At 48.0% G+C, this 19,495-nt stretch carries 17 protein-coding genes; 11 read left to right on the top strand and 6 right to left on the bottom strand.

Annotated elements, in window-relative coordinates; translation table 11 throughout:
* Positions 1-51: 51 nt before the first annotated feature.
* From secF to mscL, 4 genes are all read right to left on the bottom strand, one after another.
* Positions 52-990: a protein translocase subunit SecF gene (gene secF, locus H3L97_RS08310; RefSeq protein WP_097113110.1), complete on the bottom strand. Its 939-nt coding sequence runs from the start codon at positions 988-990 to the stop codon at positions 52-54.
* Between the two features lie 4 nt (positions 991-994).
* Entirely contained in the window at positions 995-2,863 is a 1,869-nt protein-coding gene (gene secD, locus H3L97_RS08305) for a protein translocase subunit SecD (protein WP_097113109.1), read from the bottom strand.
* Between the two features lie 72 nt (positions 2,864-2,935).
* A complete protein-coding gene (yajC, locus tag H3L97_RS08300) occupies positions 2,936-3,265 on the bottom strand; it encodes a preprotein translocase subunit YajC (RefSeq protein WP_097113108.1) in 330 nt (109 codons plus the stop codon).
* Positions 3,266-3,380: 115 nt separating this feature from the next.
* Positions 3,381-3,851, bottom strand: a complete 471-nt coding sequence (mscL, locus tag H3L97_RS08295) for a large conductance mechanosensitive channel protein MscL (protein ID WP_097113107.1) — start codon at positions 3,849-3,851, stop codon at positions 3,381-3,383.
* Positions 3,852-4,176: 325 nt separating this feature from the next.
* Here mscL and H3L97_RS08290 point away from each other — a divergent pair, with 325 nt between their 5' ends.
* Positions 4,177-4,725 (top strand): carboxymuconolactone decarboxylase family protein, encoded by a 549-nt coding sequence (locus tag H3L97_RS08290; RefSeq protein WP_097113106.1) that lies wholly within the window; start codon positions 4,177-4,179, stop codon positions 4,723-4,725.
* Here the strand turns inward: H3L97_RS08290 and H3L97_RS08285 are convergent.
* Positions 4,697-4,885 carry a hypothetical protein gene (locus H3L97_RS08285; protein WP_143269072.1) on the bottom strand — a complete coding sequence of 63 codons (189 nt, stop codon included), beginning with the start codon at positions 4,883-4,885 and terminating at the stop codon, positions 4,697-4,699. The two genes, H3L97_RS08290 and H3L97_RS08285, sit on opposite strands and share 29 nt — an antisense overlap.
* 78 nt (positions 4,886-4,963) lie before the next feature.
* Here H3L97_RS08285 and H3L97_RS08280 point away from each other — a divergent pair, with 78 nt between their 5' ends.
* Entirely contained in the window at positions 4,964-6,067 is a 1,104-nt protein-coding gene (locus H3L97_RS08280) for an acyl-CoA dehydrogenase family protein (protein WP_097113105.1), read from the top strand.
* Between the two features lie 99 nt (positions 6,068-6,166).
* Here H3L97_RS08280 and H3L97_RS08275 read toward each other — a convergent pair whose 3' ends face one another.
* Positions 6,167-6,706 carry an NADPH-dependent FMN reductase gene (locus tag H3L97_RS08275; protein WP_097113104.1) on the bottom strand — a complete coding sequence of 180 codons (540 nt, stop codon included), beginning with the start codon at positions 6,704-6,706 and terminating at the stop codon, positions 6,167-6,169.
* A 280-nt stretch (positions 6,707-6,986) separates the two neighbouring features.
* Here H3L97_RS08275 and aceE point away from each other — a divergent pair, with 280 nt between their 5' ends.
* The 9 genes from aceE to H3L97_RS08235 all read left to right on the top strand — a co-directional run bounded on the left by aceE (position 6,987) and on the right by H3L97_RS08235 (position 19,328).
* Positions 6,987-9,674: a pyruvate dehydrogenase (acetyl-transferring), homodimeric type gene (gene aceE, locus H3L97_RS08270; protein WP_097113103.1), complete on the top strand. Its 2,688-nt coding sequence runs from the start codon at positions 6,987-6,989 to the stop codon at positions 9,672-9,674.
* Between the two features lie 91 nt (positions 9,675-9,765).
* Positions 9,766-9,972: a hypothetical protein gene (locus H3L97_RS08265; RefSeq protein WP_034291578.1), complete on the top strand. Its 207-nt coding sequence runs from the start codon at positions 9,766-9,768 to the stop codon at positions 9,970-9,972.
* Complete coding sequence (locus H3L97_RS08260; protein WP_034291580.1) at positions 9,962-10,339, top strand: type II toxin-antitoxin system VapC family toxin; 378 nt, start codon at positions 9,962-9,964, stop codon at positions 10,337-10,339. The genes H3L97_RS08265 and H3L97_RS08260 overlap by 11 nt, the downstream gene beginning before the upstream one ends.
* Positions 10,339-10,473 (top strand): hypothetical protein, encoded by a 135-nt coding sequence (locus H3L97_RS12075; protein ID WP_257010963.1) that lies wholly within the window; start codon positions 10,339-10,341, stop codon positions 10,471-10,473. Before H3L97_RS08260 ends, H3L97_RS12075 begins: the two co-directional genes overlap by 1 nt.
* 21 nt (positions 10,474-10,494) lie before the next feature.
* Positions 10,495-10,947, top strand: coding sequence for a DUF7832 domain-containing protein (locus H3L97_RS08255; protein WP_143269071.1), 453 nt, complete (start codon positions 10,495-10,497; stop codon positions 10,945-10,947).
* 197 nt (positions 10,948-11,144) lie between these two features.
* Positions 11,145-12,791: a dihydrolipoyllysine-residue acetyltransferase gene (gene aceF, locus H3L97_RS08250; RefSeq protein WP_097113274.1), complete on the top strand. Its 1,647-nt coding sequence runs from the start codon at positions 11,145-11,147 to the stop codon at positions 12,789-12,791.
* 79 nt (positions 12,792-12,870) lie between these two features.
* Positions 12,871-14,064, top strand: coding sequence for an acetate kinase (locus H3L97_RS08245; protein ID WP_097113101.1), 1,194 nt, complete (start codon positions 12,871-12,873; stop codon positions 14,062-14,064).
* Positions 14,065-14,371: 307 nt separating this feature from the next.
* Positions 14,372-17,926, top strand: a complete 3,555-nt coding sequence (gene mfd, locus H3L97_RS08240; RefSeq protein ID WP_097115050.1) for a transcription-repair coupling factor — start codon at positions 14,372-14,374, stop codon at positions 17,924-17,926.
* A gap of 79 nt (positions 17,927-18,005) precedes the next feature.
* Positions 18,006-19,328, top strand: coding sequence for an AAA family ATPase (locus tag H3L97_RS08235; protein ID WP_097115051.1), 1,323 nt, complete (start codon positions 18,006-18,008; stop codon positions 19,326-19,328).
* Positions 19,329-19,495: the final 167 nt, after the last annotated feature.

Raw genomic sequence — 19,495 nt, 5'->3', positions numbered from 1 at the left:
GCCTGAAACCCTTATCTTGGTTTTCAGGCAGCTTTTGCTTGTTTTGCTGGGTTAGACAACCACTTCCTCTTTCTCTTGTGCCACCTTACCCACATTGCTTCTGTCCATACCAAACATAATCAGCAAGGGGCTGGCAACCAGCACCGAAGAATAAATACCAAACACAATGCCAATGGTCAAAGCCAAAGCAAAGCCATTCAATGCCGCACCACCAAAAATCAGCATAGACAGCACCATCGCCTCGGTAGAACCATGCGTGATAACCGTACGCCCCATCGTAGAGGTAATCGCATTGTCAATCACTTCATTCACGGTTTTATTGCGCATTGAGCCTTTGCGGAAATTTTCACGAATGCGGTCAAACACCACCACCGATTCGTTTACCGAATAACCCAATACCGCCAACACACCCGCCAGCACCGTCAGCGAAAACTCCCATTGGAAAAAGGCAAAACAGCCCAAAATAATCACAATGTCGTGCATATTGGCAATGATTGCCGATACCGCAAATCGCCACTCAAAGCGCATGGACAAATACACAATAATGCCCACCACCACCATGCCCAATGCAATCAAACCATTGCTCACCAGCTCTTCGCCCACCGAAGGGCCAATGAACTCCACTTGGCGCAGGCTCACATCAGATGCGTCTTTTTTCAGCACTTCCATCACTTTGTTGGAAAGTTGTGCCGATGATTCGTCTGATTTATTGGGCAAACGAATCATGATGTGTTTATTCGTTCCCAAGGCTTGCACTTGCACTTCGCCAATATTGAGTGTTTCTACGCTGTGGCGCACTTGGTTTAAATCGGCACTGGTTTGGGCGTATTCCACTTCCATCAGCGTACCGCCCGTAAATTCCACCGAAAAATTCAAGCCGCGCGTGAACAAAAACACCACCGCCAACACAAACGTAACCAAAGAAATAAATGTGGTCAGTTTGCCATAACTCATAAAGGGAATGTCGCGTTTAAAACGGAATAATTCCATGATTTTAATCCTTTGTTTCTGTTGCCCAATCTGCATCGCGGTCAATCACGGCAGGATAGGACACACCTATGGAAATGTGTTTCAGTTTGCGCTGTCTGCCATACCACAGGTTCACCAAGGCGCGAGACACCACCACCGATGAATAAATGGACGTGGCAATGCCAATCACATGCACAATCGCAAAACCGCGCACAGGCCCTGAACCAAAAATCAACAACGCCACGCCCGCAATCAGCGAGGTTAAGTTGGAATCCAAAATGGTATCCCATGCGTGGTCGTAACCTTCTTTGATGGCGACTTGGGGCTTTTTGCCTTCGCGCAATTCATCGCGTATGCGCTCGTTAATCAATACGTTGGAGTCAATCGCCATGCCCAAGGTCAAAGCCAAAGCAGCAATACCTGGTAGCGTCATGGTGGCTTGCAAGAACGACAATATCGCTATCAAAAACAAAATATTCGCCACCAAGGCAATGGTGGAAAACAAACCAATCAGGCGATAATAAAGTATCATGAACACCGCCACCGCCGCAAAGCCCCACAAGGTGGAGTTCACGCCTTTGCTGATGTTTTCTGCACCCAAAGAGGGCCCGATGGTGCGTTCTTCCACAATGGTCATGGGGGCTGCTAGCGAACCTGCACGGAGCAACAATGCCACGTCATTGGCTTCGGCTGCGCTGCCCATGCCTGTGATTTGTACGCGACCGCCTGTAATCGGCTCGTTGATGCGTGGGGCGGTTACGACTTCGGCTTTGCCTTGGTCAATCAACACCATTGCCATGACTTTGCCTTTGTTGGCGGTGGTCAAATCGGCAAAAATGCTGCTGCCTGAACTGTCCAAACTCAAATTAACCGATGGGCGATTGGTTTGGTGTTCAAAACCTGCTTGGGCGGAATTGATGTTGTCGCCTGTCAATTCCACTTGTTTGCTCACCAGCATGGGATAGGGGTGGTCGCCACTGGTGTAGAGCAACTCAAAGCCATCTGGCACGTTGCCCGCTTGGGCTTGGGCAAGCAGGCTGCTGTCCATGTCCACCATGCGCACTTCCAAGGTGGCGGTGCGTCCGATGATGTCTTTGGCTTTGGCGGTGTCGGTCATACCGGGTAATTGCACCACAATGCGGTCTGCGCCTGCCTGTTGAATCACGGGTTCGGCTGTACCCAATTCATTGACGCGATTGTGTAGGGTATTGATGTTTTGTTTTACCGCATCATTGCGAATTTGCAGCAACAGGTTTTCAGGCAGCGTTAAAGTCAAATCGTTGCCATTGGCGGTCAGTTGCACGCCTTCCATGTGTTTTTGCAATTCGGGAAAGGCTTTTTGCAAATCGGCTGCGTCTTGAAAAGGAATGGTCAGGCTGTTTTCGGTTTTGCGGACATTGCCTGTGCGGATTTTCATTTTACGCAATTCGCGGCGCACATCGCCTGCGTAGCGGTCTAGGGTTTTATCCAGAGCCGCTTTCATGTCCACCTGCATGGTAAAGTGAACACCGCCGCGCAAGTCCAAGCCCAAAAACAGGGGATTGGCGTTGATTTTAGACAGCCATTCGGGGCTGTTGGCGATTTGGTTTTGGGCAACGATGTAGCCTTCGCCCAAAGCGTTGTCAATCGCATCACGCGCGGAAATTTTGGTGGCATCGGTAACGCGCACTTTCAGGCTGCCACCTGCAATAAACATACCGTCATGGGCAATATTGGCTTTTTGCAATGCTTCGGCAACGCGCTTTTCGGTTTCTTCGTTGATTGCCAGCGATTGACGGTTGGTGGAAATTTGAATGGCTGGGGTTACGCCGTAAAAGTTGGGCAAGGTGTAAATGCCCGCCAACACCAGCGTAAACAAAATCAGCAAATATTTCCAAAGGGGATAACGGTTCATGATTGAAACCTTTGAAATCATTTAAAAAAACGGTTTTCAGGCAGCCTGAAACATTTCGGCTGCCTGAAAAGATTATTCAGATTTGTGTTCTTCGCTGCTGGCGGTTGAATCGGCAAGTGAGGCAATGGCATTGCGTTCCACTTCCACTTGCAAACCTTTGCCCAATTCAATGGTAAAAATGTGTTCGCCAGCTTTAATCACTTTGCCGTAAAAACCCGACATCAGCAACACGCGGTCGCCTTTTTTCAGTTGGCTAATCATGGCTTGGCGTTGTTTTTCGCGTTTTTGCTGTGGGCGTATCATCATGAACCACATAATCGCAAAAATCGCCACCCAAGGAATGATGCCCATCCAAGGGTTGGCTGCGGCAGCAGCATCGGCAGCATGAGCGTATTCAATCATCGGTTTTTCCTTATTAAAATGTGTGAAATTGTGAAACGTGCTATTGTAACAAAATTCAGGCTGCCTGAACAATTCAGGCAGCCTGAAAAACCGTTTTCAATTAAATTGAAAAAAATCAGCCACGTTTTGCCAAAGCATCGCGGATTTCACGTAACAACACGATGTCTTCTGGGGTAGGAGCAGGTTCGGCTGCTTTTGCATCGGCATCGTCTTTTTCTTTTTTCAATGCGGCAGATTGCAATTTATTGACCACTTTAACCACACCAAAAATGGCGGTTGCCACAATCAAAAAGCTCAATACGCTGTTCAAAAACACGCCAATGTTCATCGTTACCGCGCCTGCGGCTTTGGCGGCAGCCAGTGTGGCATAGCCATTTTCAGGTGCACCAGCCGCGCCATCTTTGAGCGTCAAGAAGATATTGGAAAAATCCACGCCACCCAACAACAAACCAATGGGGGGCATCAACACATCATCCACCAATGATTTCACGATGTTGCCGAAAGACGCGCCAACCACCACGCCCACCGCCAAATCAATCACATTACCGCGCAAAATAAACGCCTTAAATTCGTCTTTTAATGACATTGTTCTTTCCTTAAAATAAAAAGGGTTAATCAAAACAAAACCGCGCATAATACGCGGTTTGGCAGATTTTTCAACTGTTAAAATCAAAACGTGCGGTCAAATTCAATAGTTTTACCCTATGATTTTGTGAAAACAAGGACTTAAATTCATTTCAGGCAGCCTGAAACGGCAAAATGCGACAAAATCACCAAAAAATGCGACAAAAAATCATAGAATCAAAACTTATAAAACACATGATAAGACAATCTTTTTCAGGCAGCGATGAATTTGCTATGATTCGCCCACTTCAAATCTCAACCCATTTTATTTCATAAGGAAACACCACATGGCACGTTTAACCATTCACACCGCAGAAACCGCCCCCGAAGCCGCCAAAGAGCGCGTAGAAGCCGTACAAAAGAACAATGGCTTTATCCCCAACTTGATTGGCGCATTGGCAAACTCGCCACAGGCTTTGACGTTTTATCAAGAAGTGGGCAAATTGAACAACAGCAACAGCTTAACCCCTACCGAAGTGGAAGTGGTGCAAATCATCGCCGCTCGCCAAAACCAATGCGGCTTTTGCGTGGCAGGACACACCAAAATCGCCACTTTGAAAAATTTGTTTTCCGATAATGATTTGGCAGCCATTCGCGCGGTCAATCCACAAGGTTTGGAAGACGCAAAATTGGCGGCTTTGGCGGTGTTTACCCTTGCTGTTATGGCAGAAAAAGGCGCGGTCAGCGATGCGCAATTACAAGCCTTTGTTGATGCAGGCTACCGCAAAGAGCAAGCCGTTGATGTGGTCATGGGCGTGGCTTTGGCAACTTTGTGCAACTACACCAATAACTTGGCGCAAAACGAAATCAATCCTGAATTGCAACCATTTGCGTGATGTTCAGGCTGCCTGAAAAGCAATCGCCATGCTGGATAAACTGGCGTGGCGGTTTTTTTTCATTGATTTGATTGAAAATGATTTGTTCAGGCTGCCTTTTTTTAATGTGCCACAAACCTTGTCCCCTCTCCCTATGGGAGAGGGAGTAAGATACTGGCACGATAACGATTTCTATCAATGATGTTCTGTCGTATCACGTTCAGGCTGCCTGAAAAAATATCCCAAAAAAGGAAAAATCATGTCGCAAGAAAATTTATTGTCCCAAGTTGCCCAACTGGTGCAAAGCGAACTCGCTCCCATGGTGCAAGACATTGACCAAAAAGGCGTTTACCCCGAAACCTTCATGCGAAAATTGGGCGAAATCGGTGGCTACCAATCGCTCGGCACACGCGAAGAAGGCGGCAACGATTTGGGTTTGAGCAGCCAAATCAAAGTCATCGCCGAAGTGGGCAAAGTGTGTGGCTCAACCGCGTTTTCGGTGTGGTGTCAATCGGCTTGCGCGTGGTATTTGCACAAAACGCCCAACGCGGCGGTGCGCGAACGCCATTTGGCAAACGTGTTGCAAGGCAAAGTGCTGGCAGGCACAGGCATGTCCAACACAGTCAAACACTTGGCTGGCATTGAAGACCACGCTTTACAAGCCACACCTACTGATGGCGGCTACATGGTCAATGGCGTGTTGCCGTGGGTGTCCAATTTGGGCGATACGCACATTTGGGCGAATACGGCTCAAACATCAAATGGTTATGTGATGTTCATCACAGGCGCACAACGCGATGGCGTCACACTCAACCCCTGCCCTGAATTTTGCGCTTTGGAAGGCACGCGCACTTTTGCCTTAAAATTTGAAAACGTGTTTGTGCCAAACGAAGACGTTTTGGCGCAGCCTGAACAGTTTGGCGATTTCATCAAATCCATCAAAACGGGTTTCATTTTGTTGCAAGTGGGCATAGGCGCAGGCATTGTTTCAGGCAGCCTGAACGACATTGAATTGGCAAACGTCAGCCATGGCGAAGTGAATTTCTATCTGGATAATCAAATCGATGAATTGCAATCGCGTTTTGACACCGTGTTAGCCAAAACCGAAAAACTGGCAAACGAAACATGGGCAGGTCAAACCAGTTTGCTGGAAACTTTGGAAACGCGCTTGGCAGCATCGGAATTGTGTTTGGACGCGGCACAATCGGCGGCTTTACACGCAGGCGCAAAAGGCTATTTGTTGCGCTCGCCCGTGCAACGCCGCCAGCGTGAGGCGATGTTTGTGGCGATTGTAACACCGTCCATCAAACATTTGAAAAAAGAAATTTTGGATTTGGAATTTACGGGCGAATTTTCCATTTAAATTCATGTTTTGGTTTTTCAGGCAGCCTGAAAAACCATTGCGCCACAAAAAACACGGTTTCTGTTGAAGCACAGAAACCGTGTTTTATCCCATTTTCAATTACGCCACAAATTGTGCAAACTCATTGATAAAATGCTGCAAATTGGCTTTCACATCTTCCGACACCACTTCGCCCTGCTCATTGATTGAGCCAGCAAAAATACCGCCCACCGCAGCCGCCACAGGCGCAGCCTGCATATTGATGTAAGGCGCATTTGCCAAATCACGCAGTTGCTGAATCACATTTTCCGAACCACGCGCATTCACGCTGATGAAACCCACTTTTTTGCCAATCCACAAGCTCTGACCCGTGGGACGCGACACCACATCAATCACATTTTTCAACATGGCAGACACTTGACCATTGTGTTCAGGGCTTACCCATAAAATCGCGTCAGCCGCTTTCACGATGTCGCGCACACGGTTGTAGGCAGGCACATTTTGCTCGTCCAAATCGCGGTCATACATGGGCAAATCGCCAATTTCAGCAATGTTTAATTGAATGCTGCTGGGGGCAATGCCTTGCAAATGTTTAACCACAGCATGATTGAAAGACGTTTTGCTCGCAGAGCCAATGAATACAGCAACTTGTTTACTCATTTTCAGATTCCTCAAAATTTAAAGTGTGTTAAAGCCGCGTATTTTAACAAGCTCTCATCATGCAAACAATTCGCATTCAAGAAACATAGTTTTTTTAAATGGGAAAGTTTCAGGCAGCCTGAAAATATTTTGCACACATTGGTTAAGATTTGGTTAAAAAAAGCGCGTGAATTGCCAATCATAGCCAATTAACCTAAAATAGACGCGCTTTTTGGTAGGCGCAACGCGAATTTGCGCCCCATTTCAAATCCTTCTTTCAACAAGTGCAAGGAAAGACAAAATGTCTCAAACACATAATTTAATGACCGACACCGACCCCATTGAAACCCAAGAATGGTTGGATTCACTGGCATCGGTTTTACAAAACGAAGGGGCAGAACGCGCCCATTTTATCTTGGAAAACTTGGTGAAATACACACGCCGCCGTGGCGTACACTTGCCTTTTGACGCAACCACCGCTTATTTGAACACCATTCCCGTAGGTCAAGAAGCCAAATCCCCTGGCAATCACGAATTGGAACACCGCATTCGTGCCGCAATCCGTTGGAACGCGGCAGCCATGGTTTTGCGTGCAGGCAAAAAAGATTTGGAATTGGGCGGACACATTGCGTCTTTCCAATCGGCCGCCACTTTGTATGATGTCGGTTTCAACCACTTTTGGAAAGCCAAAGGCGATGGCGAAGAAGGCGATATGGTGTTTGTACAAGGACACTCCGCCCCAGGCGTGTATGCCCGCGCCTTTATTGAAGGACGTTTGAGCGAAGAACAACTCAATAATTTCCGCCAAGAAATCGGTGGCAACGGCTTATCTTCTTACCCACACCCCCATTTGATGCCCGATTTTTGGCAATTCCCCACCGTATCCATGGGCTTGGGCCCCTTGATGGCGATTTACCAAGCGCGTTTCTTAAAATATTTGGATTCACGCGGTTTGAGCAAAACCAAAGGTCGCAAAGTATGGTGTTTCTGTGGCGATGGCGAAATGAGCGAACCCGAATCTTTGGGCGCGATTTCATTGGCAGCGCGTGAAGGCTTGGACAACCTGATTTTTGTGATTAACTGTAACTTGCAACGCTTGGACGGCCCTGTTCACGGCAACGGCAAAATCATTCAAGAATTTGAAGGCACATTCCGTGGCGCAGGCTGGAATGTGATTAAAGTGATTTGGGGCAGCAAATGGGACGCACTCTTGGCGCGTGATACCAACAACGCCTTGAAACAACGCATGGAAGAAGTGGTTGATGGCGACTATCAAACCTACAAATCCAAAGACGGTGCTTATGTGCGCGAACATTTCTTCAACACGCCCGAATTGCGCGCCATGGTTGCCAATATGTCGGACGATGAAGTTTGGGCATTGAACCGTGGCGGTCATGACCCACACAAAGTTTACGCAGCTTATCATGAAGCGGTAAACAATCCCGATGGTCGCCCCACCGTGATTTTGGCAAAAACCATCAAAGGCTACGGCATGGGCGCGTCTGGCGAAGGTCAAAACGTGGCACACCAATCCAAAAAAATGGACGTGGCATCTTTGAAACAATTCCGTACCCGTTTCAACATTCAGGTTACGGACGAGCAAATTGACAGTGGCGATTTGCCTTATTTCCGTTTCCCCGAAGACAGCGAAGAAATGCGCTATTTGCGTGAACGCCGCAATGCTTTGGGCGGCTATTTGCCACAACGCAATCCCAATACCGAAGCCTTGCCCATTCCTGCTTTGGAAGCCTTTGACGCGCAACTGCAATCAAGTGGCGAACGTGAGTTTTCTACCACCATGGCATTTGTTCGCATTTTGAATACTTTGTTGAAAGACAAGCAAATTGGCAAACGCATTGTGCCGATTGTACCTGATGAAAGCCGTACTTTTGGTATGGAAGGCATGTTCCGTCAATATGGCATTTGGAACTTGAAAGGTCAGCTCTACACGCCACAAGACAAAGACCAGTTGATGTTTTACAAAGAATCGATTGACGGTCAAATTTTGCAAGAAGGCATCAATGAACCAGGGGCAATGGCAGACTGGATTGCGGCGGCAACTTCTTACGCCAACAACCGTTATGCGATGATTCCATTCTACATTTACTATTCAATGTTTGGTTTCCAACGCATTGGTGATTTGGCTTGGGCGGCTGGCGACATGCACGCACGCGGTTTCTTGATTGGTGGCACAGCTGGTCGCACCACTTTGAATGGCGAAGGCTTGCAACACGAAGACGGACACAGCCACATTCAAGCGGATTTAATCCCCAACTGTGTGTCTTACGACCCGACTTATCAATATGAGTTGGCGGTGATTGTGCAAGACGGTTTGCGCCGCATGTATGTGGAACAAGAAGATGTGTTCTACTACTTGACCGTGATGAATGAAAACTACAAACACCCTGCCATGCCCCAACGCGCCAACATTGAACGCGATATTTTGAAAGGCATGTATTTGTTCCGCGAAGGCGGTTCAGGCAGCCTGAAAGTGCAGTTGATGGGTTCGGGCGTGATTTTGGAAGAAGTGATTCACGCTGCCGATTTGTTGAAAAACGACTTTGGCGTGGAAGCCGACATTTGGTCTTGCCCATCGTTCAATTTGTTGAGCCGCGATGCGATGGAAGTGGAACGCCACAACCGTTTGCACCCCACTGGCGAGCAAAAAGTGGCATTCGTTACCGAGCAGTTGCAAGGTCATGCGGGTCCTGTGATTGTGTCCACCGACTACATTCGCGGTTTTGCGGAGCGCATTCGTTCTGCCATTCCAAAAGAAAATGGCGAATTGGTGGTGTTGGGTACAGACGGTTTTGGTCGCAGCGACAGCCGCGCCAATTTGCGTAACTTCTTTGAAGTAGACCGCTACCACGTTGCCGTTGCCGCTTTGAACGCATTGGCAAATCAAGGCAAATTGGACAAGAAAACCGTACAAGTGGCGATTGACAAATACGGCATTGTCACAGACGTTGAGCCAAGCTGGAAACGTTGATTGGCGTTTTCAGGCTGCCTGAAAGTCTTTTCTTGCCCTCCCCCTCATTTGGGGAGGGTTGGGAAGAGACAAAATCCAATAGGAGGCAAAAATGGTCATTGATTTACCGCCACATATTGAGCAAATGGTTTTAAATCAAGCACTTGCCAGAAACATCAGCGTGAGTGCTTTGATTGAGCAATGGGCAAAACAGGACGATATGTTATTGATTGATTTTTTTAAACAAAATCCACCAATAGACGCATTTGCCGACATTGACCCTGTTGCCTACCAAAGGGCGGTGCGCGATGAATGGTAAACGTTATTTGTTGGATACCTGTACGCTGATTGGGCTGCAAAAACAAAGTCCTGAAAGTGTGGCATTATTGGCAGAAAAAGGCGTTTATTTATCGCAATGCGGCATTAGTGTGATTACTTATATTGAATTTGTGGGATTTCATGGCGCAGACAAAGCCACATCGCAACATCTGATGGCAATCGCCCAGCGTTTTACGCAATTTCCGATTTCCAATGAAATCCGTGACTTGGCAATCGCTTTGCGCCAGCACCACAAAATCAAATTGCCTGATACACTGATTTTGGCAACCGCCAAAGCGCACAATTTGACCCTATTAACGCTTGATGAGAAACTGGCTAGAATTTATCAACAAACGGATTTAATTTGATGAAAAAATGGCTTTTAATCATGGGCATATTGATGATTTTATTCGGTGCTTACGGCTTGATTTTTGACGACAAAGACCATTGTTTGGATTATGGCGGTTCGTATAACGCGCAAACCAAGCAATGCGAAAAATAATCAAAATTCAGGATTAAAATCATGGCAATAGACCAAATGGATTGGCATTATGGCGCGGCAGATTTTCCCACAAATGTGCCACAAGAAAACGCAGGTGTCCACATTGGCTTTTTCTTGGCATGGGCATTTGAACGTGGCATGGCTGGCGAAATCCACACCGAAGAAGAACCCCAAGCCATTGAACAATTAGTAAAACGCGAAATCACAGGCGTGGACTTTTTGGTGCAATATTGCGATGAAAAGCTGTGGGGCGAAGATTTTAATCAACAGGGCGAAGCCTTTGCCCTTGATTATTATGAAAATGCTGACAGCGAATTTGCCCAATCTTTTGGTAACTATTTGTCTGATTACAATCAAGTTTTTGCTGAATATGATGATTATGCAGTCCCCAATGATTGGGTGCATTTTGAACGCATTAAGCCCATTTTGGACGAACGTTTCGCGCAATGGCAAAACTTGGTTCAGGCAGCCTGAAAACCCAAATCTTTATTATTTAATTGGGGAAAATTCTCTTGGATAACAAAATGTTATTTAAACCCATTGCCGATTTTATCCATTCAGGATTGTGGCAACGCTATTTGCGGCACGGCAAAATATACCGCCCAGCCAAAAAAACGTTCAGGCAGCCTGAAACACATTTTTCCCCATTAAAACAAACAGAAAGAAACAATATGAGTTTAATTGAAATCAAAGTCCCCGACATCGGTGGACACAGCAACGTGGACGTGATTGCGGTTGAAGTCAAAGAGGGCGACACCATCGCACTTGACCAAACGCTCATCACTTTGGAAACCGACAAAGCCACCATGGACGTGCCTGCTGACGCGGCTGGTGTGGTCAAAGAATTGCGCGTGAAAGTGGGCGACAAAGTCTCCGAAGGCAGCGTGATTGTGTTGTTGGAAGCAGCGAGCCAAACCGAAACCGCACCACAAGTGGCTGAAAAACCAGCAGAAACACCTGCGCCCAGCGTTCAGGTAGCCGCGCCACAAGCTACGGCAAGCGCAACGCAAAAAGTGGAAGTACCCGACATTGGCGGACACAGCAATGTGGACGTGATTGCGGTGGAAATCAAAGTGGGCGACACCATCGCGCTTGACCAAACGCTCATCACTTTGGAAACCGACAAAGCCACGATGGACGTGCCCAGCACGGCGGCTGGCGTGGTAACGGCTTTGCACGTTAAGGTGGGCGACAAAGTTTCGCAAGGCACGGTGATTGTGGAAGTGTCAGGCGGTGCGCCTGTGGCGGAATCTGCACCACAAGCAGCCGCCAAACACGAAACTGCACCCGTTCAGGCTGCCGCGCCTGCGCCACAAGCCCCTGCTCCATCTTCACCACAAGTTCAACAAAATCAACCTGTTGCCGCTTATGGCGCGGTAAACGAGGCGGCATTTGCCAAAGCCCATGCTGGTCCTTCCACACGCAAATTGGCGCGTGAATTGGGCGTGGATTTGGGCTTGGTCAAAGGCACGGGCGCGAAAAATCGCATTACCGCCGAAGACGTGAAAGCGTTTGTGAAAGGCGTGATGCAAAACGGTGGCGCGAGCGTTCAGGCAGCCCCTGCGGCAGCGAGCTTGGGTGGCGGTTTGGATTTGTTGCCTTGGCCAAAAATTGATTTCAGCAAATTTGGCGAAATTGAAGTTAAAGAATTGAGCCGAATCAAGAAAATTTCAGGTCAAAACCTGTCGCGCAACTGGGTGATGATTCCGCACGTTACCGTGAACGAAGACGCGGACATGACCGAATTGGAAACTTTCCGCCAACAACTCAACAAAGAATGGGAAAAAGCGGGCGTGAAAGTGTCGCCATTGGCGTTCATCATCAAGGCGAGCGTGGCGGCATTGCAAGCTTTCCCCGAGTTCAACTCGTCTTTGGACGGCGACAATTTGATTTTGAAAAAATACTACAACATCGGTTTCGCGGCAGACACGCCAAACGGTTTGGTTGTGCCTGTGATTAAAGACGTGGACAAAAAAGGCATTAAGGAAATTTCCATTGAATTGACCGAATTGTCCAAAAAAGCCCGCGAAGGCAAGCTGAAACCGCAAGAAATGCAAGGCGCATGTTTCACGATTTCCAGCTTGGGCGGCATTGGCGGCACCAGTTTCACGCCGATTGTGAATGCCCCCGAAGTGGCGATTTTGGGCGTGTGCAAATCGCAAATGAAACCCGTGTGGAACGGCAAGGAATTTGAGCCACGTTTGATGTGTCCGTTGAGCTTGTCGTTTGACCACCGCGTGATTGACGGTGCGGCAGGTATGCGTTTCACGGTTTATTTGGCGCAATTATTGAAAGATTTCCGCCGCGTGATTTTGTAATTCACACCGTTCAGGCTGCCTGAAAAGCCGTTTGTTTCAGGCAGCCACAATGTTTTAATTTATCGTTTTGGAGTTTTTTATGTCTCAATTGATTTTGGTTTTGAACTGCGGTTCATCATCTTTAAAAGGCGCGGTTTTGAACAACGCCACAGGCGAAGTGCTGTTGAGCTGCTTGGGCGAAAAATTGGGCTTGGCAGACGCTTACATCACATTCAAAGTGAATGGCGAAAAACAAAAAGTGGAATTGGCAAACCAACCCAACCACACAGGCGCGGTGGCTGCCATGTTGAACAAATTGCAAGAAATGGGCTTGGAAAGCCAAATTGCCGCCATCGGTCATCGCGTGGTAAGCGGTGGCGAATTGTACAGCGATTCGGTTTTGATTAACGATGATGTGATTGCCGCCATTGAAAAATGCATTCCGCTCGCGCCCTTGCACAATCCAGCCAATTTGTTGGGCATTCGTGCCGCGCAAAACATTTTCAAAGGCTTGCCCAATGTGGCGGTGTTTGATACCGCATTCCACCAAACCATGCCCGAACACGCCTACACCTACGCTGTGCCACGCAAATTGTACCGCGAATTTGGTTTGCGCCGTTACGGTTTCCACGGCACAAGCTACCGCTTTGTGGCAACCGAAGCCGCACGCTTCTTGGGCAAAGACATTGAAAATTCACGCTTTGTGGTGGCACACTTGGGCAATGGCGCATCTGTTGCCGCCATCAAAAATGGCAAATCCGTAGATACATCAATGGGCATCACGCCTTTGGAAGGCTTGGTAATGGGTACACGCGCTGGCGACATTGACGCGAGCGTGTACGAATTTTTGGCAGACAATTTGAATTTGTCGGTAAAAGAAATCACCAATTTGTTGAACAAACAAAGTGGTTTGTTGGGCATTTCTGAATTGTCCAGCGATTGCCGCACCATTGAAGAAGAAGCCGCCAAAGGACACGAAGGCGCAAAATTGGCTTTGGAAATTTTCTCTTACCGTTTGGCAAAATACATTGCGTCTATGGCGGTGGCAGCAGGCGGCTTGGACGCGGTGGTGTTCACAGGCGGCATTGGCGAAAATTCTGACATCATTCGCGCCAAAGTTTTGAATTATTGCGCTTTCTTGGGATTGAAAGTGGACGATGAAGCCAACTTGGCAGCCCGTTTTGGCAAAGACGGCATCATCACCGCCGCCGACAGCCAAGTTCAAGCGGTTGTGATTCCCACCAATGAGGAATTGATGATTGCCCAAGACACAGCCCGTTTGAGCGGATTGTGATTTTTCAGGCAGCCTTAACAGTACACGACATTTTTTGATATTGCCACAAACCTGCCCCCTCCCCCTATGCAAGGGGGAGGGCTGGGGTGGGGGTTAGAAACGCAACGAGCCACCCCCACCCTAACCCTCCCCCGCCAGCGTGGGAGGGGACAGGTTACAGGCTGCCTGAAACCACCCAAACACGCCAAATCACACGATTTTGGCGTGTTTTTTTGTTAAAATGGCACGTTTTTGATTTTTCAGGCAGCCTGAAGTCCTAGCGGACGGCAAAACCACTTCCCAATTCAATCCCATTTCGGTTTATTTTATGAACTTCCCCCTTCCCAAACCCACGCAAAAATCCTTCTGGACAGATTTATCATTAGGCTCAATGCCTTATTTATTAAGCGAAAATCTCCCCAAAAATTCAAGCAAAATCATTTTAACTGCCGACAGCGAAACCGCCCACCGACTTCATCAAGCATGGCAATTTTTCCGCCCACGCGACAATGCCCTGTTTTTCCCCGATTGGGAAACTTTGCCCTACGAACATTTTTCGCCACACCAAGACCTTGTTTCTGAACGATTATCTGTGTTGTGGCAACTGAAAAACGGTACGGTGGACGCGCTGTTTTTGCCCGTTGCCACCGCCATGCAAAAGCTCGCGCCTGTGTCATTTTTGTTGGCGCGGACGTTTTGGTTGAAAGTCGGTCAAACTTTACACATTGATTCTTTAAGGGAAAATTTGATTCAGGCAGGCTATCATTTGGTGGACAATGTGTTGGCGGCAGGCGAATTTGCCGTGCGCGGCGGCATTGTGGACGTGTTCCCCATGGGCGCGGATTTGCCCTATCGCCTTGATTTGTTTGATGAAGAAATTGACACCATCAAAATTTTCAACCCCGAAACGCAGCGAACCATTGAAAACATTCAAGAAATCAGATTGTTGCCCGCCCACGAATTCCCCACCGATGCGGACGCGCAAAAAATCTTCCGCAGCCGTTTCCGTGAAGAAATCGATGGCGACCCCAGCGCGGCAGCCGTGTACAAAGCGGTGGGCAATGGGCAATTTGGCGCAGGCGTGGAGCATTATTTGCCTTTGTTTTTTGAAGAAAATTGTGCCAATCTGTTTGATTATGTTGGCGAAAATGCGATTGTGGTTTGCACGGACGATGTCCACGCCTACGCCAACCGTTTTTGGGGCGATGTGAAACAACGCCACCAATTCGCGCAGGGCGAGCCGCATTATCCGCCACTTGCACCGCAGTTTTTGTATTTGTCGCCCGACCAGTTTTCAGGCTGCCTGAAACCGTATCCGCAAATTTGGACTTCGCCCGACCACCGCCACGATTTGCCCAATCTTGCCGTAAATCGTCAGTCGGAACAGCCGCTTTTGGCGTTGCAGGATTTTCAGGCAGCGTTTGACGGCAAAATTTTGCTTTGTGCCGACAGCTTGGGGCGCAGGGAAACCATGTCCGCTTTTTTCAAACAAAATGGTTTGGATGTGGCACAAGTGGCAAGTTGGCAGGATTTTGTTCAACAAAACCATAAATTGGCAATTTGCGTGTCGCCTTTGGTGCAGGGCTTTCAAATGAACAGCAATCTCGTCCCCTCTCCCTCTGGGAGAGGGTTAGGGAGAGGGCAAACCGCAGACGATGAACCCCTCTCCCCAGCCCTCTCCCAAAGGGAGAGGGAGCAAGATTTCAGGCAGCCTGAAAATGCGTTGGCACAATCCCATTCACAAAATGTGAAAAATCAAATTTCAGGCAGCCTGAAAATTGCCGTCATCACCGAAACCGAACTCTATCAATACGTTGCTCGCCCCAAAACGCGCCGCTTGAAACACGCCAAAATTGCCGACACCGCCTTGCGCGATTTGGCGGAAATCAACATGGGCGACCCCGTTGTCCACCAAGAACACGGCATTGCGCGGTATCAAGGCTTGGTAAACATGAATTTTGGCGATGGCGACACCGAAATGATGTTGCTGGCATACGCCAACGAAGCGCAACTGTATGTACCTGTTTCACAACTGCATTTAATCAGCCGCTATTCAGGCAGCGCGTCCGAAAACGTGCAATTACACAAACTCGGCACAGGCGCGTGGGGCAAAGCCAAACGCAAAGCCGCCGAACAAGCCCGCGACACCGCAGCCGAATTGCTCAATTTGTACGCCCAACGCGCAGCACAATCGGGTTTCAAATTTGAAATCAACGAATTGGATTATCAAGCCTTTGCAGATGGATTCGGCTACGAAGAAACCGAAGACCAAGCCGCCGCCATCGCTGCCGTATTGAAAGACTTGACCCAAGCCAAACCGATGGACAGACTGGTTTGTGGCGATGTCGGTTTTGGCAAAACCGAAGTGGCGTTGCGTGCCGCATTTGTGGCGGTGATGGGTGGCAAACAGGTGGCGGTACTTGCGCCCACGACTTTGTTGGTGGAGCAACACGCGAAAAATTTTGCCGACCGTTTTGCCGATTTTCCTGTCAAAACGGCGGCGTTGTCGCGTTTTAACAGCAGCAAAGAAACCAAAGCCACCCTCGCAGGCATGGCAGATGGCACGGTGGACATCGTCATCGGCACACACAAATTGGTGCAAGATGATATTGCGTTTAAAAACTTGGGCTTGGTCATCATTGATGAAGAACACCGCTTTGGCGTGCGGCAAAAAGAGCAACTCAAACGCCTTCGCGCCAATGTGGACATGCTCACGCTGACCGCCACACCCATTCCGCGTACATTGAGCATGGCTTTGGAGGGTTTGCGTGATTTTTCATTGATTACCACCGCGCCATCGCGCCGCCTTGCCGTGAAAACTTTTGTCAAACCCTTTGGCGATGGCAGCGTGCGCGAAGCCGTGTTGCGCGAATTGAAACGTGGCGGACAGGTTTTTTTCCTGCACAATGAAGTAGAAACCATTGAAAACATGCGAGAAAAATTGGCAGAACTCTTGCCCGAAGCCCGCATTGGCGTGGCGCACGGACAGTTGCGCGAACGCGAATTGGAACAGGTCATGCGCGAATTTTTGCAACAGAAATTCAATGTCTTACTCTGTTCCACCATTATTGAGACGGGCATTGACATTCCCAATGCCAACACGATTATCATCAATCGTGCCGACAAATTCGGCATTGCCCAGTTGCACCAGTTGCGTGGACGCGTGGGGCGCAGTCATCATCAGGCGTATGCTTATCTTTTTACAGGCGAATTTGTCAGCAAAGACGCGCAAAAACGTTTGGACGCGATTGCGGCTGCCGATGAATTGGGCGCAGGTTTCGCGCTTGCCATGCAAGATTTGGAAATTCGCGGCGCAGGCGAAATTTTGGGCGAGGGACAATCGGGCGAAATGGCGCAGGTGGGTTTGACTTTGTACACGGAAATGTTGAAACAAGCCGTGCGCGAGTTGAAAAAAGGGCGTGTGCCTGATTTGGACGCGCCTTTGGGCGTGAACACGGAAATCAAGCTCCACGCACCTGCTTTGCTGCCTGAAAGTTATTGCCCCGATATTCACGAACGTTTGGTGCTGTACAAACGCTTGGCAACTTGCGAAAACATCAATCAAATCAACGATATTTTTGAAGAACTCATTGACCGTTTCGGGCTGCCTGAACAAGCTGTGAAAACGCTGGTGGAAAGCCACAAATTGCGGATTATGGCAAGCGATTTGGGCATCAGCACGGTGGACGCGACTGCCGAAGCCATCACGTTGGCGTTTGGCAAAAACATGGTGCTGAACCCAGCCAAAATCATCGCCATCATGCAACGCGAAAAAGGCTGGCGCATGGCTGGCAGCGACAAATTGCGCGTGGAAATGAAAAGCGCAGATGTGGTGGCACGGATTGAAAATGCGCGGAAAGTGTTGAAGTTGTTGGCGGAATAAGGGTTTCAGGCTGCCTGAAAGCATTTAGTGCTACAATTCACATTATTTACCCATTTTAACTTGATAGAGTGTGCATACCATGAACATGAAAACCAAATTAAGCAATCTTTTATCCGAACTCAATCACGGCTTTATTGGACGTGAAGAAATGGTCAAATCGGCTTTGTTGAGCATGATTGCGGGCGAAAACCTGCTGTTGATTGGTCCACCTGGCACTGGCAAAAGCCTGATTGCACGTCAAATCAGTCAAGCATTGGCGCAGCCTGAAACGCCCAATCAAGCCTATTTTGAATATTTGCTGACCAAATTTTCCACGCCCGAAGAATTGTTTGGTCCATTGTCCATCAGCGAATTGAAACAAGACCGCTTTCATCGCAACACGCAAGGCTATTTGCCGACCGTGCAAGTGGCGTTTTTAGATGAAATTTTCAAAGCCAGCTCATCCATTTTGAATGCGCTTTTAACCATTTTGAACGAACGCAAATTCCACAACGGCACACAAACCCAAAACATTCCCTTGCAAGCCTTGATTGCCGCGTCCAATGAATTGCCCAAAGGTCAAGCCGAATTATCGGCTTTATACGACCGCTTTTTGGTGCGCCGTTTTGTGGATTATGTGGGCGAAAATCAACTGAAAGATTTTTTCAACCTGCCTGAAAAACGCGCCATTTCGCCCGAAAACCAATTAAGCCGCGATGAATTGGCAGAGATTCAGCAAAATGCGGCAAAAGTGGTATTCCCCGAACCGATTCAGGCAGCTTTGCTGGCAATTTGGGCGAAACACAAAGAAACATTTAAAGAAAATGCCGATGAACGGCTTTCCGACCGCCGTTTTGCCAAAATTTTGCATTTATTGCGGATTTCTGCATTTACCAATCAACGTGAACAGGTGGATTTGTCCGATTTGTTTTTGTTGAAAGACTGTTTGTGGAATGATGAAACGAATGCGGAGAAAGTACGAAATTTGATTATGGGTGTATTGAGAAAATATGCCCAAAATGGAAAAAAGACCAGTAACCCCAACATTCAGGCAGCCAAAAAGCATTCTGTACATGAAATACGAGTACCACCAGAAAACAATGGAAATATAATAACCGCCTCCATAGCTATATTGCCGTCTTTTAGTGGTTATTTCGTTGTAAAACAAATTCATGTAAAAATTGGGGACAGCGTAGAACCCGACCAATCATTAGTTATGGTGCGACGTAAACCAGGCAAACTCGATTTTGATATACCAAGTCCTGTGGCTGGTGTAGTCAAAGCCATACATGCAAAAGTGGGTGATGAAGTATTACCAGACAGCATCATTGTTGAAATTGTTGAAACCGTATCGGTTGATGAACCTGAAAGCAATACACAATCGCTGTTGGTAGAGCAATTTAAAAACAATATTTGGCTGTAAAAGCTGCCTGAAACAGAAAAACGGTCGTCATTCCCGCGCAGGCGGGAATCCATTTTTAACTTTAAGAAACAAAAGTTTGTGTAACCCAACTTTGGATTCTCGCCTACGCGAGAATGACGGCAATTTAAAGGTTTCCGCAGTTTTGCAAAAGTTTCAGGCTGCCTGCA

Source organism: Alysiella filiformis (genome assembly GCF_014054525.1).
GTDB lineage: Bacteria > Pseudomonadota > Gammaproteobacteria > Burkholderiales > Neisseriaceae > Simonsiella > Simonsiella filiformis.
This window is presented reverse-complemented; position numbering and strand designations above follow the sequence as displayed.